This window comes from Megasphaera sp. SC8-1, from assembly GCF_024436295.1.
Taxonomy (GTDB): Bacteria; Bacillota; Negativicutes; order Veillonellales; family Megasphaeraceae; genus Megasphaera; species Megasphaera elsdenii.
This window is the reverse complement of record NZ_JANFQH010000023.1, coordinates 199,946-214,825: the sequence shown is the minus strand read 5'-3', so window position 1 is coordinate 214,825 and position 14,880 is coordinate 199,946. Positions and strand designations below refer to the sequence as shown.

Here is a 14,880-nt window from a genome sequence, read left to right as displayed (position 1 = left end):
CTTGCTTATTTTAACAAACTCGGAAGAGCTTGTCAAGGATTAATTTGAACTTTTTTCAAGTCTCAAACTATATCCTCAAGCGCCAGGGCTTTGGCCCTAACAGCTTGTTTAGTATATCACATTATGTCGTTTTGTCAAGAACTAAATTTTAAATCCTGTAAAACTTAAAACTTCATTTCCGAGCATTTCCGAACTCATGCGACATAAAGTATTTTATCATTGAAAAAAAAAGCTGTCAAGCAAATTTGACAGCTTTTTTACATTTTTTCGATGTGAACCTACTTGGCTTTGACCAGTTCGTCGCTGAGGCTTTCCAGGTCCTTCTGCTTGCTTTCGACACCCAGGCTCAGGACGATGACGGCAACGGCCGCAAAGACCAGGGCAAACATATAGAAGACGCTGGCGAAACCGAAGCTCCGGGCCAGCAGGGCCCCGACCATCATAGGCGCCGCCATGCCGCCAAAACGGCCAAAACCGGCAGCCCAGCCGCTTCCCAAGGCACGGATGGCCGTCGGATACTGTTCCGGCGTATATGTATAGAGGACGCCCCAGGCACCGAGGTTGAAGAAAGACATGACGGAACCCCACATCATGAGGGTCGCAGCCGTCGAGGCATGGCCGAAGAAATAGCTGGCGACGCCGCTGAACAAGAGGAACGCCGACAAGGTATACTTGCGGCCGATCTTATCGACGAGCCAGGCCGCGCAATAGTAGCCCGGCAGCTGGGCCAGGGTCATGATGAGGACGTATTCAAAGGTCTTGACGACGGTAAAGCCCTGCTGGAAGACCAGCGACGGCAGCCACATAAAGATGCCATAATAGCTGAAATTGATGCCGAACCAGACCAGCCAGAGCATGATGGTCCGGGACATGAAAGGCTTTTTCCACAATTCCCGGAACGAAGCCTTGGCGACGACCGGCACCGGTTCTGTTTCGCCCGTAAAGAGAGCCGACGGCACGTGCAGCTGTTTTTCCAGGGAAAGGACAATCTGCCGGGCTTCATCGACACGGCCGCGGGTCAGCAGGTAGCGGACCGATTCAGGCATGTGCAGGCGTATCAGGCAGACGTAGAGCGCCGGCAGCGCACCGATGAGGAAAGCCATGCGCCAGCCATAGACGGGAATGAAGAAATAGGCGATGCAGGCAGCGGCAATCCAGCCGAGTCCCCAGAAGCTTTCCAAGAGGACGATGAAACGGCCCCGTACGCGGGACGGTGCATATTCGGAAACGAGCGTCGCCGCTACAGGCAGTTCCCCACCCAGACCGAAGCCGACGAGAAAGCGGAAGACGAGCAAGGACTGATAGTTCCAGGACAGGGCGCAGAAAGCCGAAGCGATGCTATACAATAAGACCGTAATGGTGAAGACCTTCTTGCGGCCGATGCGGTCCGCCACCGTGCCGGAAATGACGGCGCCCAGGGCCATGCCGATGAGGCCGATACTGCCGATGAGGCCCATCTGCCCCGGTGCCAGCCCCCATTCTTTCGCCAGGACAGGCAAAATGAAGGCGATGAGCCCGGTGTCCATCGAATCAAAGAGCCATCCCAGTCCCGTGACCAGCAGCAGCTTGTAGTGGAAACGGCCTACGGGCAGCGCTTCCAATCGTTCCAATACCATAAAGACGATTCCTCCTATCTGTACATATGTCATGACAGTTATATTTACATGGCACTATTGTACAAAGATAAGAAGAAAATGTCAATTTTTATATAAGACGCCGAGGTCGCGCAGGGCCTGGCCGATGGCCTCGAGTTCTTCTTCCGTCGCCGCTTCGACGAGATGCGTGTGGATGCCGCCGCTGATGGCGCTGAGCATTTCCGCATGGGAATCGTGCATGCGCTTGACGTACTGCTGGACATCCCGACGGGAATGAAGGTTCAAGGTCCCTTCGAGGTTCCCGTAGACTTCGTGCTCAATGACGACGTTGCGGACAATGCCGCCATTGTCGACGATGGCATTGAGTTCCCCTTCCATCTGGTCCAGTCCATGGCAGCAGACGAAGACCCGCGTACAGCCCGGTACCACCGGTGTCACCAGCTGATAGCCGCGGGGCGTCGAGATGATGTCCGTTCCCTGGGCACGCATCAGGGCCACGTCGCCGACGATGATCTGCCGGCTGACGTCGCAGGCTTTCGCCAAAGCCGTCCCGGTGATAGGCGATGGCGATCCCTGAAGAAGCTGGAGAATCTTTTCTCTCCGTGCACTATTATCCATATAAACCAATCCTTCCTAAATATCTTTATAAACCTGCTGCCCCCGCGTCGGGATATCCAGGAGCATGGACAGTCCCCGCCCCCATAACAGGCCGCTGAAAAGGCCCGGTACGAACCCCAGGACTTCGTTGAACAGCCAGGAATACATCAAAAACGGAAAATGATAGACTCCGGCCTGGATGGCCGCAAAGGCCAGACAGATCAGGATATTGAACGGCAAGGCTCCCGGCATGGGCGGACACCGCAGCAGGTGCCGTGCCCGGCAATAGGTCAGTTCAGGCAGGCCTGCCTTGAACCACAGGCCCAGCCCCAGGCCCAGAAAAAAAGCCATGAGGAAACATAAAATCGTCAGGAACAGGTAGGCCGTATAGTAATAGATGACGGCGGCTGACCAAAAGGTGACCAGCACGGCCGGGCCGCCAAAGCACCAGATCCGGCAGGTGCGGCCCTTGAAAAAGAAAATGCCATATCCTATCATGACGATCATCATGCACAGCTGAATCCCTGTCAGTATATCATAGGCGCTCATCACGGCCCATTCCCCCTTTCCTTTGTGAATGACAATGTGATTATTTTCAGTATATATGATAAACATTAAAAGGAGATTAAAATTCGAAAAAATTTTATTGTAAAAAAGGGCGTCCCATGAAATTTTTTAATATCATGAGACGCCCTCAGGCAAGTTCAATTATAAGTTGGAGAAATCGAGAGTCGCAAAGAGGTCGTCCAGGGTCTCAGCCCGGCGGATCTGGGTTACGCTGCCGTCGGCGTGGAGCAGGAGTTCAGCCGAACGGAGTTTGCCGTTGTAGTTGAAGCCCATGGAATGGCCGTGGGCACCGGTGTCGTGGATGACCAGGATATCGCCGTCGTCGATCTGCGGCAAGCTGCGGTCGATGGCGAATTTATCGCAGTTTTCGCAGAGCGAACCGGCAACGTCGTAGACGTGGTCTTTCGGCGCATTTTCTTTGCCCATGACCGTCAGGTGATGGTACGAGCCATACATGCCCGGACGCATGAGGTTGGCCATGCAGGCGTCGACGCCGATGTATTCTTTCCAGATGTGTTTGTGATGGATGGCCGTCGTGACCAGGTAGCCGTAAGGGCCGGTGATGGCACGGCCACATTCGAAGGAGATACGGCATTTGCCGAGGCCAGCCGGTTCCATGATGGCTTCGAAGTTCTTTTTGATGCCGGCACTGAGTTCGTCGTAGTCGATGAAGGATTCTTCCGGACGATACGGGAGGCCGATGCCGCCGCCGAAGTCGAGAAATTCGATGTTGATGCCCAGCATGTTCTGCACTTCTACAGCCAATTCGAACATCATCTTGGCCGTGTTAATAAGGCCGTTGACGTGGAGTTCGTTGGAGACGACCATGGTATGCAGGCCGAAGTGTTTGACACCTTTGTCTTTAAGGATGCGAAAAGCATCGATAATCTGTTCACGAGTCATGCCGTATTTGGCTTCTTCCGGCGTGCCGATGATGTCGTTGCCGCCTTTGAGGAGGGGACCCGGATTATAACGGGCGCAGATCCATTCCGGCAAGGGGCCGCGTTTTTCCATGAAGTCAATCATGGAAATATCATCGAGGTTGACCAGGGCGCCCAGTTCCATAGCCCGTTTAAATTCAGCATAAGGCGTATCGTTGGACGAAAAGACGATGTCGTGGCCTTTGATGCCGACTTTGTCGCACAGTTCCAGTTCCGCCATGGAACTGCAGTCAGCGCCGACGCCTTCTTTCTGCAAGAGGCGCATGATGTACGGATTCGGCGTAGCTTTGACGGCAAAATATTCTTTGAAATCATAGGCCCAGTCGAAGGCTTTAATCAATTTACGGACATTATCGACGATGGCTTTTTCGTCATAAATATGGAAAGGTGTCGGGTATTTAGCAATAATGGAACGAATTTGTTCTTCGTTAAAAGGGACAGTCTTTTTGTTCATCCTAGTTCAGCTCCAGTTTCTTATACTTAACAGAATTATTGTTTCTCTACAAAGGTTATTATATAATACAAGAAGATAATTTGTGAAATAGATTATTTTAATTTATTTCATTCGATAATCAAATTAACTGAAGGAGGTCCGCCTATGGACACAACGACACTCCGGACGTTCATCGCCCTGGCACAAATCAAGAACTTCACCAAAACGGCCCAGCAGCTCTTCGTCGCCCAGTCGACCGTGACCAACCGCATCCGCGATCTGGAAATGGAGCTCGGCGTCCCCTTGTTCATACGCAGCCATAAACAGGTCGACCTGACCCCGTCAGGCCAGAAATTCCTGAGCTATGCCCAGCGCTTCGTCTCGCTGGAACTGGCAGCGTTGCAGGACATCCAATCGTCACCGACGTATACCCAGAAGGTCAGCATCGGCACGACCAACACCATCTATGAATGTCACCTGCAGCGCCGTATCCGCAGTTTCCTGAAAGAAAAGAAAGGCGTGTCCCTGCACGTCACCATCGGCCATACGGAAACGATGATGCGCCAGCTCCAGGACGGGACGCTGGACGCAATCTTTTCCTTCAGCGCCATGTTCCGCGACGGCTATATCTGCCAGCCGTACCGGACGGATTCCCTGGTCCTGGTCTGCCAGGCCGGCAATACAGAATACGCCGGCGGCATCTGCAAGGACGACCTGCAGAAAATCGACTACTTGTTCTGTAATTTCGCCCTCCAGGGCGTAGGCCTCTACATCCAGGACCTGTTCCCGCGCCATCACCGCTTCCCCCTGGAAATCGACAACAGCACCAAGCTGCCCCAGTACGTAGCCGACGGCATCGGCTACACCTTCCTGCCCAAGAGCCTCATCGAAGAGGACCTGGCCGAAAAGCGCCTGCGGGCCATTCCCCTCCTCGATTTTGAGCCGCCCAAGGTCGACAGCTACTACATCACGCGCAGCCCGTCGACCGTGCCGGCGGACCTGGAAGAAGAGTTACTGGCCGACCGGTCATATGGACTGCAAGGCGATGATCATGGCCGACATGACGACGATGGACAAGAGAATATAAAATGAGCTGATGCAGGCTGCGACTTCGATCTTGAGCTTCATCTTGGCTGTATAGTAGCAGGCCATGCCGGCGACGGGAGCAAAGACCAGGACCATGATGACCTTCTTGATGGCCATGGGATAATCGAGGGCGAAATAGACGAAAGCCGCAATGACGACCGACGTCAGCAACCGCAGGCCCACGTCGGTATAGATGAGGTGCAGGTATTCCTTTTTCAAGGACAGGCCCAGGGCGACGCCGATCATGAGCATGGACAAGAAGGTATTGGCCGACGCCGGGATCTTGGCCCAGTCGATGACGACCTGGGGCAGGGAAAAGCCGGCCAGGGACAAGGTGATCATGATGATATACGATAAGACCGGAATAGAGGAGAAAATCGTCTTGGCCAGGATCATGGCGATGCTCTCCCCTTTCTCGCCGCGGACGCAGCGGGCCAGGCCATAAGCCCCGCCGAGGCACATGAGGGAATTACCGGCATCGAAGATGCAGACGATGAGGACGGCCGCACTGTCAAAGAAATAAGACACGAAGGGCAAGGCGAAATTGCCGATATTGTAGCCATTCATATTGAGCATGTAAAAGGCCTTTTCGTCCTTCGTCCGGCCGGCGGCATAGCCCATGCCGACCATGATCAGGTTGAAGATGATGGCCAGGAGGCTGATGAGGAGATAGCGCGTGTCGAAGTGGATGCCGTTGAGGTTGACCAGGATGACCGACGGCAAGGTGATGTTGAAGACAATCGTCGATATGGTATTAAAAGTGCTGCGCCCGAAAAGGCGCAGCTGTTTTAAGGTATAGCCGCAAAAGATGAAGGATACGAGGATAGCGGCTTTGATGATAGTTTCTTCCATGGTTTACGGTTTGACGATGCGGTTGGCCGTGCGCATCATTTCGACGATACGGAACATGTTGGTAATGGATCCGACAGCGACCTTTTCGGTCAGGCCATAGTAATTAAGGCAGGCACCGCAGGCGTAGATTTCGACGCCTTTGGCTTCGAGGTTCTTCAAATCTTCCAACGATTCCGAACCTTCCGTTACCAAGGGGACGCCGCCGTTGTAGAAGATAACCTGTTTCGGCAGGACATCCTGTTCTGTCAGGGTATAGATGAAGGTCTTGAGCAGGTTCTTGCCCAGCTGGTCGTCGCCGACACCCATGACGGGCGCATTGATGACGACGGTATAATCGGAGCCCGTCGTAACTGGCGCTTCGTCTGCACCGACATCAGCCCCTTCTTTGACCAGGCGGACCGTGTAGTGCGTATCCGATTCCTGGCTCATCGTATAGGAGCAGTTCATTTCCTGAGATAAATTCTTGAGGTTTTCCGTAGCGATTTCGTTATCGACCGTGATTTCTACGGCATCATGGTCCTTCAAAGCCTTGTGGGCTTCGATGACCGGGAGCGGGCAGGCTTTGCCCAGTGCATTGATCTTAAACATCGTAATTCCTCCTTGTTTTAAGAGTTAGGGGTTCGTGGCTCGTGGCTCGTGGCTCGTGGCTCGTGGCTCGTGGCTCGTGGCTCGTGGTTCATGGCGGGCCGCCCTTGGGGACGGCCCCTACAATATTAAAACCATCCACTAACTGCTAACCACTTAAAAAGGGCTGTCGTACATGCGACAGCTCCTTTTTATGCTATTCTTCTGTTTCTGCCGGTTCGGTTTCTATGGCTTTCGGGCCGCGTTTATGAGAGGTATGGTTCTTCCATACGACCCACAGGGACGTATCGACGCAGATGGACGAATAGGCCCCGCTGATGAAGCCGATGAGCATGACCAGGGAAAAGTTCTTCGTCGAATCGCCGCCGAAGAAGTGTAAGGCTCCGCAGGCGAAGAGTACCGTCGTCAGCGTATAGATACTGCGATGGATACTCTGGGAGATGCTGTCGTGAGCCAGTTTTTCATAGGAGTCGGTCCGGCGGTGAGTCCGCGTGTTTTCACGGACGCGGTCGAAGATGACGACGGCTTCGTTCATGGAATAGCCGACGACGGTCAGGATGGCCGCCAGGAAAGACGCATCGATTTCCAGGTGGAAAAACGAGAAGAAACCCAGGACCATGATCAAATCGTGCAGGATCGACACTAAGGCCGAAATAGCGATTTTGTATTCAAAGCGGAAGGAAATATACGCAGCCAGGGCGATGAAGGCCACGGCCAGGCTGGTGATGGCGTTTTTCGTGACTTCCGAGCCGATGACGGCGCCGACCGATTCGGTCCGCTTGATTTCAGCGCCGCCCAGGGAATCGCTCAGCTTATCCGAAACGGCTTTGCTTTCGTCACTAGTCAGGTTGCGCATGCGCAGCATGACATCTGTCGACGAGTCCTGGTCAGTGACGCCCGTCAGCTGGATGACCGTATTGCCCAGATCCATATCGGAGTTATCGATGACCTGGCGGACTTCGGAAACGGTGACGGCTTTATGGAACTGCATATCCAAAATCGTACCGCCTGTGTAGTCGATGCCGAAGTTGAAGCCATTGATAAAGATGGAAATCAGGCTGGCAATGACGAGGACAGACGATAAGGTGAACCACCATACGCGATGTTTGACAATATCAAAACTCATTTCTGTCCCCCCTTTTTCAGCATATGTTCAGGCGGCTTGCGGTTCAGGCCATAGAACCAGGGATTGGTGATGAGGCCCGTATTGATGAACCACGTGAGCAGGGACCGGCTGACGACGATGGCCGTGAACATGCTGACGACGATCCCTAAAGCCAGGTTGACGGCAAAGCCCTTGACCGTACCGCTGCCCATGACGATGAGGACGATGGCGGCGATCATGACCGATACGTTGGCATCGAGGATGGTATTGAAGGCCCGGCGGAACCCGGCTTCCATGGACGTTCTCAGACTCTTGCCGATGAGGACTTCCTCCTTGAATCGTTCAAAGATGAGGATGTTGGCATCGACGGCGAAGCCCATGGACAAGATGATACCGGCAATACCCGGCAGGGTCAGTGTCGCATCGAGGTACTTCAGGATGCCCAGCAAAATGAGGACGTAGACCAACAGGGCGATGTTGGCTACGACACCGGACATGCGGTAAATGATGATCAGGAAGATCATGATCAAGATGATGCCGATGGCAAAGGCCTTTTCACTCTTGATCTTGGAGTCGAGGCCCAAGCTCGGGCCGATGGTGCGGACTTCCATGACTTTCAATTTGACAGGCAGGGCACCGGAACGCAGGAGGATGGCCAGGTTCTTGGCATCTTCCAACGTCTGGCTGCCCGTGATGACGGCTTTGCCGCCGGTAATCGGTTCATTGACGACCGGGTTGGTCAGCAATTCACCGTCAAGGTAGATACCGATCTTATGGCCTACGTTGGAAGCCGTCAAATCGGCGAATTTCTTGGCCCCTTCGTCGGTAAATTCAATGGCGACGACGTTCTTATGGCCCTGGTCGATCTGTTCTTTCGCCGTTTTCAGGTCGTTCCCGGTCATACGGGTCGTCCCGCTTTCATCTTTGAACTCCATGACGGCCGTTTTCCCGATTGTCTCGATGGCTTTTTCCGGATTCTTTTCACCGGGCAGCTCGACGATGATACGACGGGCGCCTTCCTTCTGGACAAGCGGTTCGGTCAGGCCCATTTCATTGATACGGCGTTCGACGATGGTGACGGCACGGCTCAAAGAGTCTTCCGTGACCGGTGCGTCCGGCGTATCTTCAGCTTCCAGGACGATATGCGTACCGCCCTGTAAGTCCAGGCCCTGTTTGATGGAGTTGGCAAGCGGATAAATCAAGGTAACAAAGGCGGCCAGGATGATGATGACTGCCCCGAAAAATTTTATCATGTTACGGGTCCGCAACAATACTCCCCCCTCTGGGTAATCTTCAATAGTTTTTTATGGATGGATAACGAGATGCTGTTTATCCGTGACGATATCGGTCATGACGATATCATGGGCTTCGACGGGCACGTCCGGGACGAGCTGGACATCCCAGGCCGCGGCAATGGCGGCCGCCCTGCCCTTTCCAGCCAGGAAGCGGTCATAATAAGCCGCTCCATGGCCCAGGCGATGGCCCTTGGCATCGAAGGCCAGGCCGGGCACGAAGATGACATCGAGCTCATCGGCTTCGATGCGCGGGTTGTCCGGCGGTGCCGTCCGGATGCCATAGGCACCGCAGACCGCCTGTTCCAGCGTGTACAGGCGCCGGCCTTCAATGCGCTGCTTATCGACGCAGACCGGGACATAGACTTCCTTGCCGTCAGCCAGGGCCTGCTGGATCAGGCCGTCCAGGCTGACTTCGTCGGACATATGGAGAAAAGCCATGATACTGCGGGCCTGCTGATACTGCGGCAGGGCCGCCAGGTGGGCGCAGACAGCGGCACTGGCCGCTGCCTTTTCCCCTTCTGTCAGCTGGTGGAGCCGGTCATTCATGGCTTTACGCAATTCTTTTTTACTGAGCATCTTTGCCTTCTGCTTCCTTGGCATCCGATGCCGCTTCGGCTTTGGTTTCAGCCGGAACGTCGGCCTTTGCTTCAGGCGCCTTTTCTTCTGCCTTTTCAGCAGCTTTTTCGGCTTTCTTGGCCGCTTTCTTGCCTTCGCCCTTGCCCAGGACCTGTGCTACGGCAGCGCGGGTGATCTTGATTTCGACTTTGTCAGCAATGCGGACGATGAGGTAATCATCGTGCAGGGAGACGATGTTCCCCATGACACCGCCGACGGTGACGATCTTGGCGCCGGGCTTCAAGCTTTCCAGCATTTCCTGGCGTTTCTTCTGTTGTTTCTTCTGCGGACGCCATAAGAGAAAGTAGAAAATGACGACCATGAGGATAATGGGCCAAAAGGCATTGAGCTGTTCCATAATATCCATGTCTTTACACCTCCGTGAAATAAAAAATAGTCTATATGCAAGCGCTTACGCGTCTTGATAACGTTTCCAGAAATCCTTGCGGAATTCGCGGAACGTGCCGTCAAAGATGGACTGGCGCATATCCCGCATGAACTGCAGCAGGAAGTACAGGTTGTGGATGCTGACCAGGCGGTATGCCAGGAGTTCTTCGGCCTTGAAGAGATGGCGGATATAAGCCCGCGAATAATTGCGGCACGTATAGCACTGGCAGCCTTCTTCGATGGGATGGAAATCGTGGGCATACTTGGCGTTGCGCACGGTCAGGCGGCCCGTATGGGTCATGGCCATGCCGTTGCGGGCAACGCGCGTCGGGAAGACGCAGTCGAACATATCGACGCCGCGGGCGACGCCTTCGAGCAGGCAGTCCGGCGTGCCGACGCCCATGAGGTAGCGGGCTTTATCCTTCGGCAGGTACGGTGTCGTATGCTCTAATATATCATACATTATATCCTTAGATTCGCCAACACTCAAGCCGCCAATGCCATAGCCGTCGAAATCCATGTCGACCAGGTCCTGGCAGCTCTGCTTGCGCAGGTCCTTGTACATGCCGCCCTGGACAATGCCGAACAGGCCCTGCGTATCGCTGTGGTGATGGTCCAGGCAGCGGGCGGCCCAACGGCTCGTCCGTTCCGTCGACATCTGCGTATATTCATAGTCCGACGGGTAGGGGATACATTCGTCGAAGGCCATGGCGATGTCCGAATCGAGAGCCATCTGGATATCCATGGACACTTCTGGCGACAGGAATTTCTTCGACCCATCCAGATGGGACCGGAAGGTAACGCCTTCTTCGGTGATCTTACGCATCTGGCCCAGGCTGAAGACCTGGAAACCGCCGCTGTCGGTCAGGATAGCCTGTTTCCAGTTCATGAATTTATGAAGTCCCCCGGCTTCCTGGACCAAGTCGTGGCCAGGCCGCAGGAACAGGTGATATGTATTGCTGAGAATGACCTGAGCGCCCATATCGTAAAGTTCTTCCGGCGTCAGCGTCTTGACCGTCGCCTGCGTGCCGACAGGCATGAACATGGGCGTCTTGAAGGTGCCGTGCGGCGTGCGCAGAATCCCGGCGCGGGCGCCGTCACATTCGGCCTGCTGTTCGTAGGTAATGACCATAGATTTTCCTCCCTTAGTGAATGAACATGGCATCGCCGAAACTGAAGAAACGGTATTTTTCCTGGACGGCGATTTCATAAGCTTTCAAGATTTTTTCCCGCGTCGACAAGGCGCTGATGAGCATGAGCAGCGTCGATTCGGGAAGATGGAAATTCGTGACCAGCGCGTCGACGATGTGGAAGGTGAAGCCCGGATAGATGAAGATATTCGTCCAGCCCGATCCGGCCTGCAAAGTCCCCGTCGTGCCGGCGCTTTCCAAGGTGCGGATGCTGGTCGTGCCGACGGCGATGACCCGGCGGCCTTCGGCTTTGGCCTTGTTGATGGTGGCAGCGGCTTCCGGCGTGATGCTGTAGAATTCACTGTGCATCTGATGGTCTTCGATATTTTCTTCTTCTACCGGCCGGAAGGTCCCCAAGCCGACGTGGAGGGTGATGAAGACTTCTTCCACGCCTTTATCGCGAATCTTCTGGAGCAGTTCTTCCGTAAAATGCAGGCCTGCCGTCGGCGCCGCAGCGGAGCCGCGTTCGTTGGCATAGACCGTCTGGTATTCATCAGGGTCTTCCATCTTTTCGTGGATATACGGCGGAAGCGGCATTTCACCGATTTTGTCGATGATGGCGTCGAAATCGCCTTCATAGGCGAACTTGATGATGCGGCCGCCGAAATCGGTCCGGTCTTCGACAGTGCCTGTCAGGCCTTCCGGAAATTCGATGACCGTCCCGGGCAGGGCTTTCTTGCCCGGCTTGACCAGGACTTCCCAGCGGTCGTCGCCGACGGGCGTCAACAGCAGGACTTCGACCTTCCCGCCCGTCGGCGTCCGCTTGCCATGGAGGCGGGCCGGGATGACGCGAGAATCGTTGAAGACCAGGACGTCGCCTTCGTGCAGTTCGTCGACGAGGTCATAGAAATACTTGTGTTCGACGGCGCCGGTCTGGCGGTCATAGAGCATGAGGCGGGCGTGGTCCCGCGGTTCTGCCGGATGCTGGGCAATGAGTTCTTTCGGTAAATCGTAGTAAAAATCTGTTAGTTTCAAAATAATCTTCCTCTTTTTGGCTTAATATAATTTTTCAATCTTCGTCCCCGTATAATAATGGGTCAGGATATGGCGGTAATAATTCTTTTCGTTGGCATGTTCCTTAGCCATCTGATAGGCCCCGTACTGGCTCATGCCCAAACCGTGGCCCCAGCCGAAGCCGTAGATAGTCACGGGCTGGCCGGCTTTGATGATGAAATCGCTTTTGCGCACAGCGGCGCCGGCATCGGGATCCGGTGCCGTGCCGCGGCCGCTGTAGAAATCAAAGAGCGTGCTGCGCAGGCCAAAGATGGACTGGAAGGCCGAGCCCTTGACAGTGACATTACCATTCGTGCCCTTGACGATCATTTCCTGGACACGGCCGGACACGCCGCGGTCCGTCATGGACATGGGCCGCTTCATGAGCGGCGACAGTTCGATGGACTTGATGCGCCCGACGTCCTTGCCGGCGGCGCTCAGTTTAGCCGCCATCTGTTCCGGCGTCGTCGTCACCGACCAGCGATACCCCGGCATGGCATCGCTGGCATCGCGGACACCGCGCAGATAAGGCACGTAGGAACCCCAGACATTTTCACTGTCTTCGGTCCAGCCGCCGGCAGTGGAACAGAAGAAGGCGTCGATGGGCTTGCCCTGATAGGTCAGGATTTCCCCTTTCGTATCGTTGACAGCCTTGATGATCGACGGCGATTCGCCGTTGATGCCGGCATAGACCTGGCTCGATGTATCATCCGTCAAGTCGAAACCGCGCTGGCTGAAGCGGTTCTTATGGGCAATGGCATAAGTCCGGGCCGCGACGGCCTGGGCCTTGAGGGCCTCTTCGCTCCAAGACGGCGACATTTCCTTGCCGACGACGCCGTAGAGATACTGTTCTACCGGTACGACGTTGACGACGGTCAGGCCCCAGCGGCCAGGAGATTTCATCATTTCCAGGGCGCCGCGGTAGGCATAGCCGTCGGTAATCTCAACGGACCCGCCCTGGACCAGGGACCGGACCTGGACGGGCACGGTGCTGATATCGCCATTGACAGTCAGGTTCGTCCCGGACAGGGCAATGGTGACAGGTACGTTAGCAGCGGCTTTCTTCCAGAGCATGTCGCCGCGGTAGACGCCCAGCCCCTGCGGCCCGGTGACGGCCACCCGGCCCCGTCCTTCGCGGATGCCGATGCGCAGAGTCGCGCTGTCCTGGACGGCCTGCTTATGCGTATATGCGGCTTGTTTCGGCGTATACACGGGCTTTTTATGGGTAGATGCTGCCGGCTTAGCCGTATGAGCCGTTGCCTTCTGGGCATATCGTACGGGTGGATGTCGATGTACTGTTTTTTTCGCTTTCGGTGACGAAGCCAGCGCACTCGTCGTCAGCAAGGCGCACAGAGACGTAATGGTCACGATGCGGAGCCAGCTTTTTTTATTCATAAAAATCCTCCTCACAGGCGAAAGAAGAGATTGAGGACAATTGTAAGGACTGCACTGATGAGGATGCAGGTCACGATGGGGAAATGAAAAGATGTATTCCCTCTGGTAAAGGAAATATCACCGGGCAGATGGCCTAGGAAGTTCCCCAGTCCCAGCGAATCGCCGACCATCCAGAGCAAACCGGCGACAATGAAGAAGGCGCCCATGAGGATGAGTAATTTCGCCATCATATCCCCTCCTATCCTTCTGATGGCACGGGCAGACCCAGATGACGGTAGGCGGCATCGGTGACGACGCGGCCCCGGGGCGTGCGGTTCAGGAAGCCCTGCTGCATCAAAAAGGGTTCATATACGTCTTCGACGGCATCGACAGATTCGCTGATAGCGGCGGCAATCGTATCGAGGCCGACGGGGCCGCCGCCGAATTTATCGATGATGACCTGCAGGACCCGGCGGTCCGTCCGGTCGAGGCCGCACGAATCGACTTCCAGCCGGTTCAGGGCATCGTTGGCCAGGGACGCCGTAATCGACCCGGCTTCGGCAACCTGGGCGAAGTCGCGGACGCGCTTCAAGAGGCGGTTGGCAATACGCGGCGTCCCCCGCGAGCGGCGGGCGATTTCCAGGGCGCCGTCGTCGTCGATGGCCATGTCGAGGATATCGGCCGTCCGCTTGATGATGAGGACCAGGTCCTCAGGCTTATAGAATTCCAGACGACAGATGACGCCGAAGCGGTCGCGCAGAGGCGGTGCCAGGCGGCCGACCTGGGTCGTCGCTCCGACCAGGGTGAACGGCGGCAGATCGATGCGCACCGACCGGGCGCTGGGGCCCTTGCCGATGACGATATCCAAAGCATAGTCCTCCATGGCCGCATAGAGGACTTCTTCGACACTGTGCGACAGGCGGTGGATTTCGTCGATGAACAACAGGTCCCGTTCCTGGAGATTGGTCAGGAGGGCAGCCAGGTCGCCAGGCCGCTCGATGGCCGGGCCCGACGTGATGCGCAGGTTGACCCCCAGTTCGTTGGCGATGATGCCGGCCATAGTCGTCTTGCCCAGGCCCGGCGGCCCGTACAAGAGGACGTGGTCCAGTGCTTCTTTGCGCAGTTTCGCCGCCTTGATGAAGACTTCCAGATTATCTTTGACCTTATCCTGGCCAATATATTCCCGTAAATAATGAGGACGCAGGCTGTACTGCCAGGAATCGCCCGGCAGGTCTGTCGTCTCGATGATGCGATTTTCTTCCATG

The 14,880-nt window shown here is 55.4% G+C and carries 15 protein-coding genes and 1 pseudogene; 1 reads left to right on the top strand and 15 read right to left on the bottom strand.

Annotation, left to right across the window (positions count from 1 at the left end):
- Positions 1 to 278 precede the first annotated feature (278 nt).
- The 4 genes from NOS26_RS07675 to NOS26_RS07660 all read right to left on the bottom strand — a co-directional run bounded on the left by NOS26_RS07675 (position 279) and on the right by NOS26_RS07660 (position 4,154).
- On the bottom strand, positions 279 to 1,616 hold the full coding sequence (locus NOS26_RS07675) for an MFS transporter (RefSeq protein WP_014016213.1): 1,338 nt from the start codon (positions 1,614 to 1,616) through the stop codon (positions 279 to 281).
- 81 nt (positions 1,617 to 1,697) lie between these two features.
- Positions 1,698 to 2,213 carry a transcription repressor NadR gene (locus tag NOS26_RS07670; RefSeq protein WP_014016212.1) on the bottom strand — a complete coding sequence of 172 codons (516 nt, stop codon included), beginning with the start codon at positions 2,211 to 2,213 and terminating at the stop codon, positions 1,698 to 1,700.
- A 15-nt stretch (positions 2,214 to 2,228) separates the two neighbouring features.
- Positions 2,229 to 2,741: a hypothetical protein gene (locus tag NOS26_RS07665; protein WP_014016211.1), complete on the bottom strand. Its 513-nt coding sequence runs from the start codon at positions 2,739 to 2,741 to the stop codon at positions 2,229 to 2,231.
- Between the two features lie 159 nt (positions 2,742 to 2,900).
- Positions 2,901 to 4,154 (bottom strand): diaminopimelate decarboxylase, encoded by a 1,254-nt coding sequence (locus NOS26_RS07660; protein ID WP_014016210.1) that lies wholly within the window; start codon positions 4,152 to 4,154, stop codon positions 2,901 to 2,903.
- A 144-nt stretch (positions 4,155 to 4,298) separates the two neighbouring features.
- On the opposite strand from NOS26_RS07660, the gene NOS26_RS07655 reads away from it, so the two are divergent.
- A complete protein-coding gene (locus NOS26_RS07655; RefSeq protein WP_014016209.1) occupies positions 4,299 to 5,225 on the top strand; it encodes a LysR family transcriptional regulator in 927 nt (308 codons plus the stop codon).
- Here the strand turns inward: NOS26_RS07655 and NOS26_RS07650 are convergent.
- The 11 genes and pseudogenes from NOS26_RS07650 to ruvB form a co-directional block, all read right to left on the bottom strand.
- Positions 5,160 to 6,071, bottom strand: a complete 912-nt coding sequence (locus tag NOS26_RS07650; RefSeq protein ID WP_014016208.1) for an AEC family transporter — start codon at positions 6,069 to 6,071, stop codon at positions 5,160 to 5,162. The two genes, NOS26_RS07655 and NOS26_RS07650, sit on opposite strands and share 66 nt — an antisense overlap.
- 3 nt (positions 6,072 to 6,074) lie before the next feature.
- The gene (yedF, locus tag NOS26_RS07645; protein WP_014016207.1) at positions 6,075 to 6,659 is read right to left on the bottom strand and encodes a sulfurtransferase-like selenium metabolism protein YedF; all 585 of its coding nucleotides are present in this window, start codon (positions 6,657 to 6,659) and stop codon (positions 6,075 to 6,077) included.
- A gap of 193 nt (positions 6,660 to 6,852) precedes the next feature.
- Positions 6,853 to 7,782 (bottom strand): protein translocase subunit SecF, encoded by a 930-nt coding sequence (secF, locus tag NOS26_RS07640; protein WP_014016206.1) that lies wholly within the window; start codon positions 7,780 to 7,782, stop codon positions 6,853 to 6,855.
- Positions 7,779 to 9,014, bottom strand: coding sequence for a protein translocase subunit SecD (secD, locus tag NOS26_RS07635; protein WP_036205187.1), 1,236 nt, complete (start codon positions 9,012 to 9,014; stop codon positions 7,779 to 7,781). Before secD ends, secF begins: the two co-directional genes overlap by 4 nt.
- 51 nt (positions 9,015 to 9,065) lie before the next feature.
- Positions 9,066 to 9,632: a 5-formyltetrahydrofolate cyclo-ligase gene (locus tag NOS26_RS07630; RefSeq protein ID WP_255917500.1), complete on the bottom strand. Its 567-nt coding sequence runs from the start codon at positions 9,630 to 9,632 to the stop codon at positions 9,066 to 9,068.
- 139 nt (positions 9,633 to 9,771) lie between these two features.
- Positions 9,772 to 10,038, bottom strand: a pseudogene (gene yajC, locus NOS26_RS07625) (preprotein translocase subunit YajC); the annotation flags it as partial.
- 45 nt (positions 10,039 to 10,083) lie between these two features.
- Positions 10,084 to 11,190 carry a tRNA guanosine(34) transglycosylase Tgt gene (gene tgt, locus NOS26_RS07620; protein ID WP_036205142.1) on the bottom strand — a complete coding sequence of 369 codons (1,107 nt, stop codon included), beginning with the start codon at positions 11,188 to 11,190 and terminating at the stop codon, positions 10,084 to 10,086.
- 13 nt (positions 11,191 to 11,203) lie between these two features.
- Positions 11,204 to 12,223 (bottom strand): tRNA preQ1(34) S-adenosylmethionine ribosyltransferase-isomerase QueA, encoded by a 1,020-nt coding sequence (gene queA / locus NOS26_RS07615; protein WP_255917499.1) that lies wholly within the window; start codon positions 12,221 to 12,223, stop codon positions 11,204 to 11,206.
- A 21-nt stretch (positions 12,224 to 12,244) separates the two neighbouring features.
- Entirely contained in the window at positions 12,245 to 13,636 is a 1,392-nt protein-coding gene (locus NOS26_RS07610) for a SpoIID/LytB domain-containing protein (RefSeq protein ID WP_255917498.1), read from the bottom strand.
- An 11-nt stretch (positions 13,637 to 13,647) separates the two neighbouring features.
- Positions 13,648 to 13,866: a DUF2905 domain-containing protein gene (locus NOS26_RS07605; protein ID WP_255917497.1), complete on the bottom strand. Its 219-nt coding sequence runs from the start codon at positions 13,864 to 13,866 to the stop codon at positions 13,648 to 13,650.
- Between the two features lie 8 nt (positions 13,867 to 13,874).
- Entirely contained in the window at positions 13,875 to 14,879 is a 1,005-nt protein-coding gene (gene ruvB, locus NOS26_RS07600) for a Holliday junction branch migration DNA helicase RuvB (protein WP_255917496.1), read from the bottom strand.
- Position 14,880: the final 1 nt, after the last annotated feature.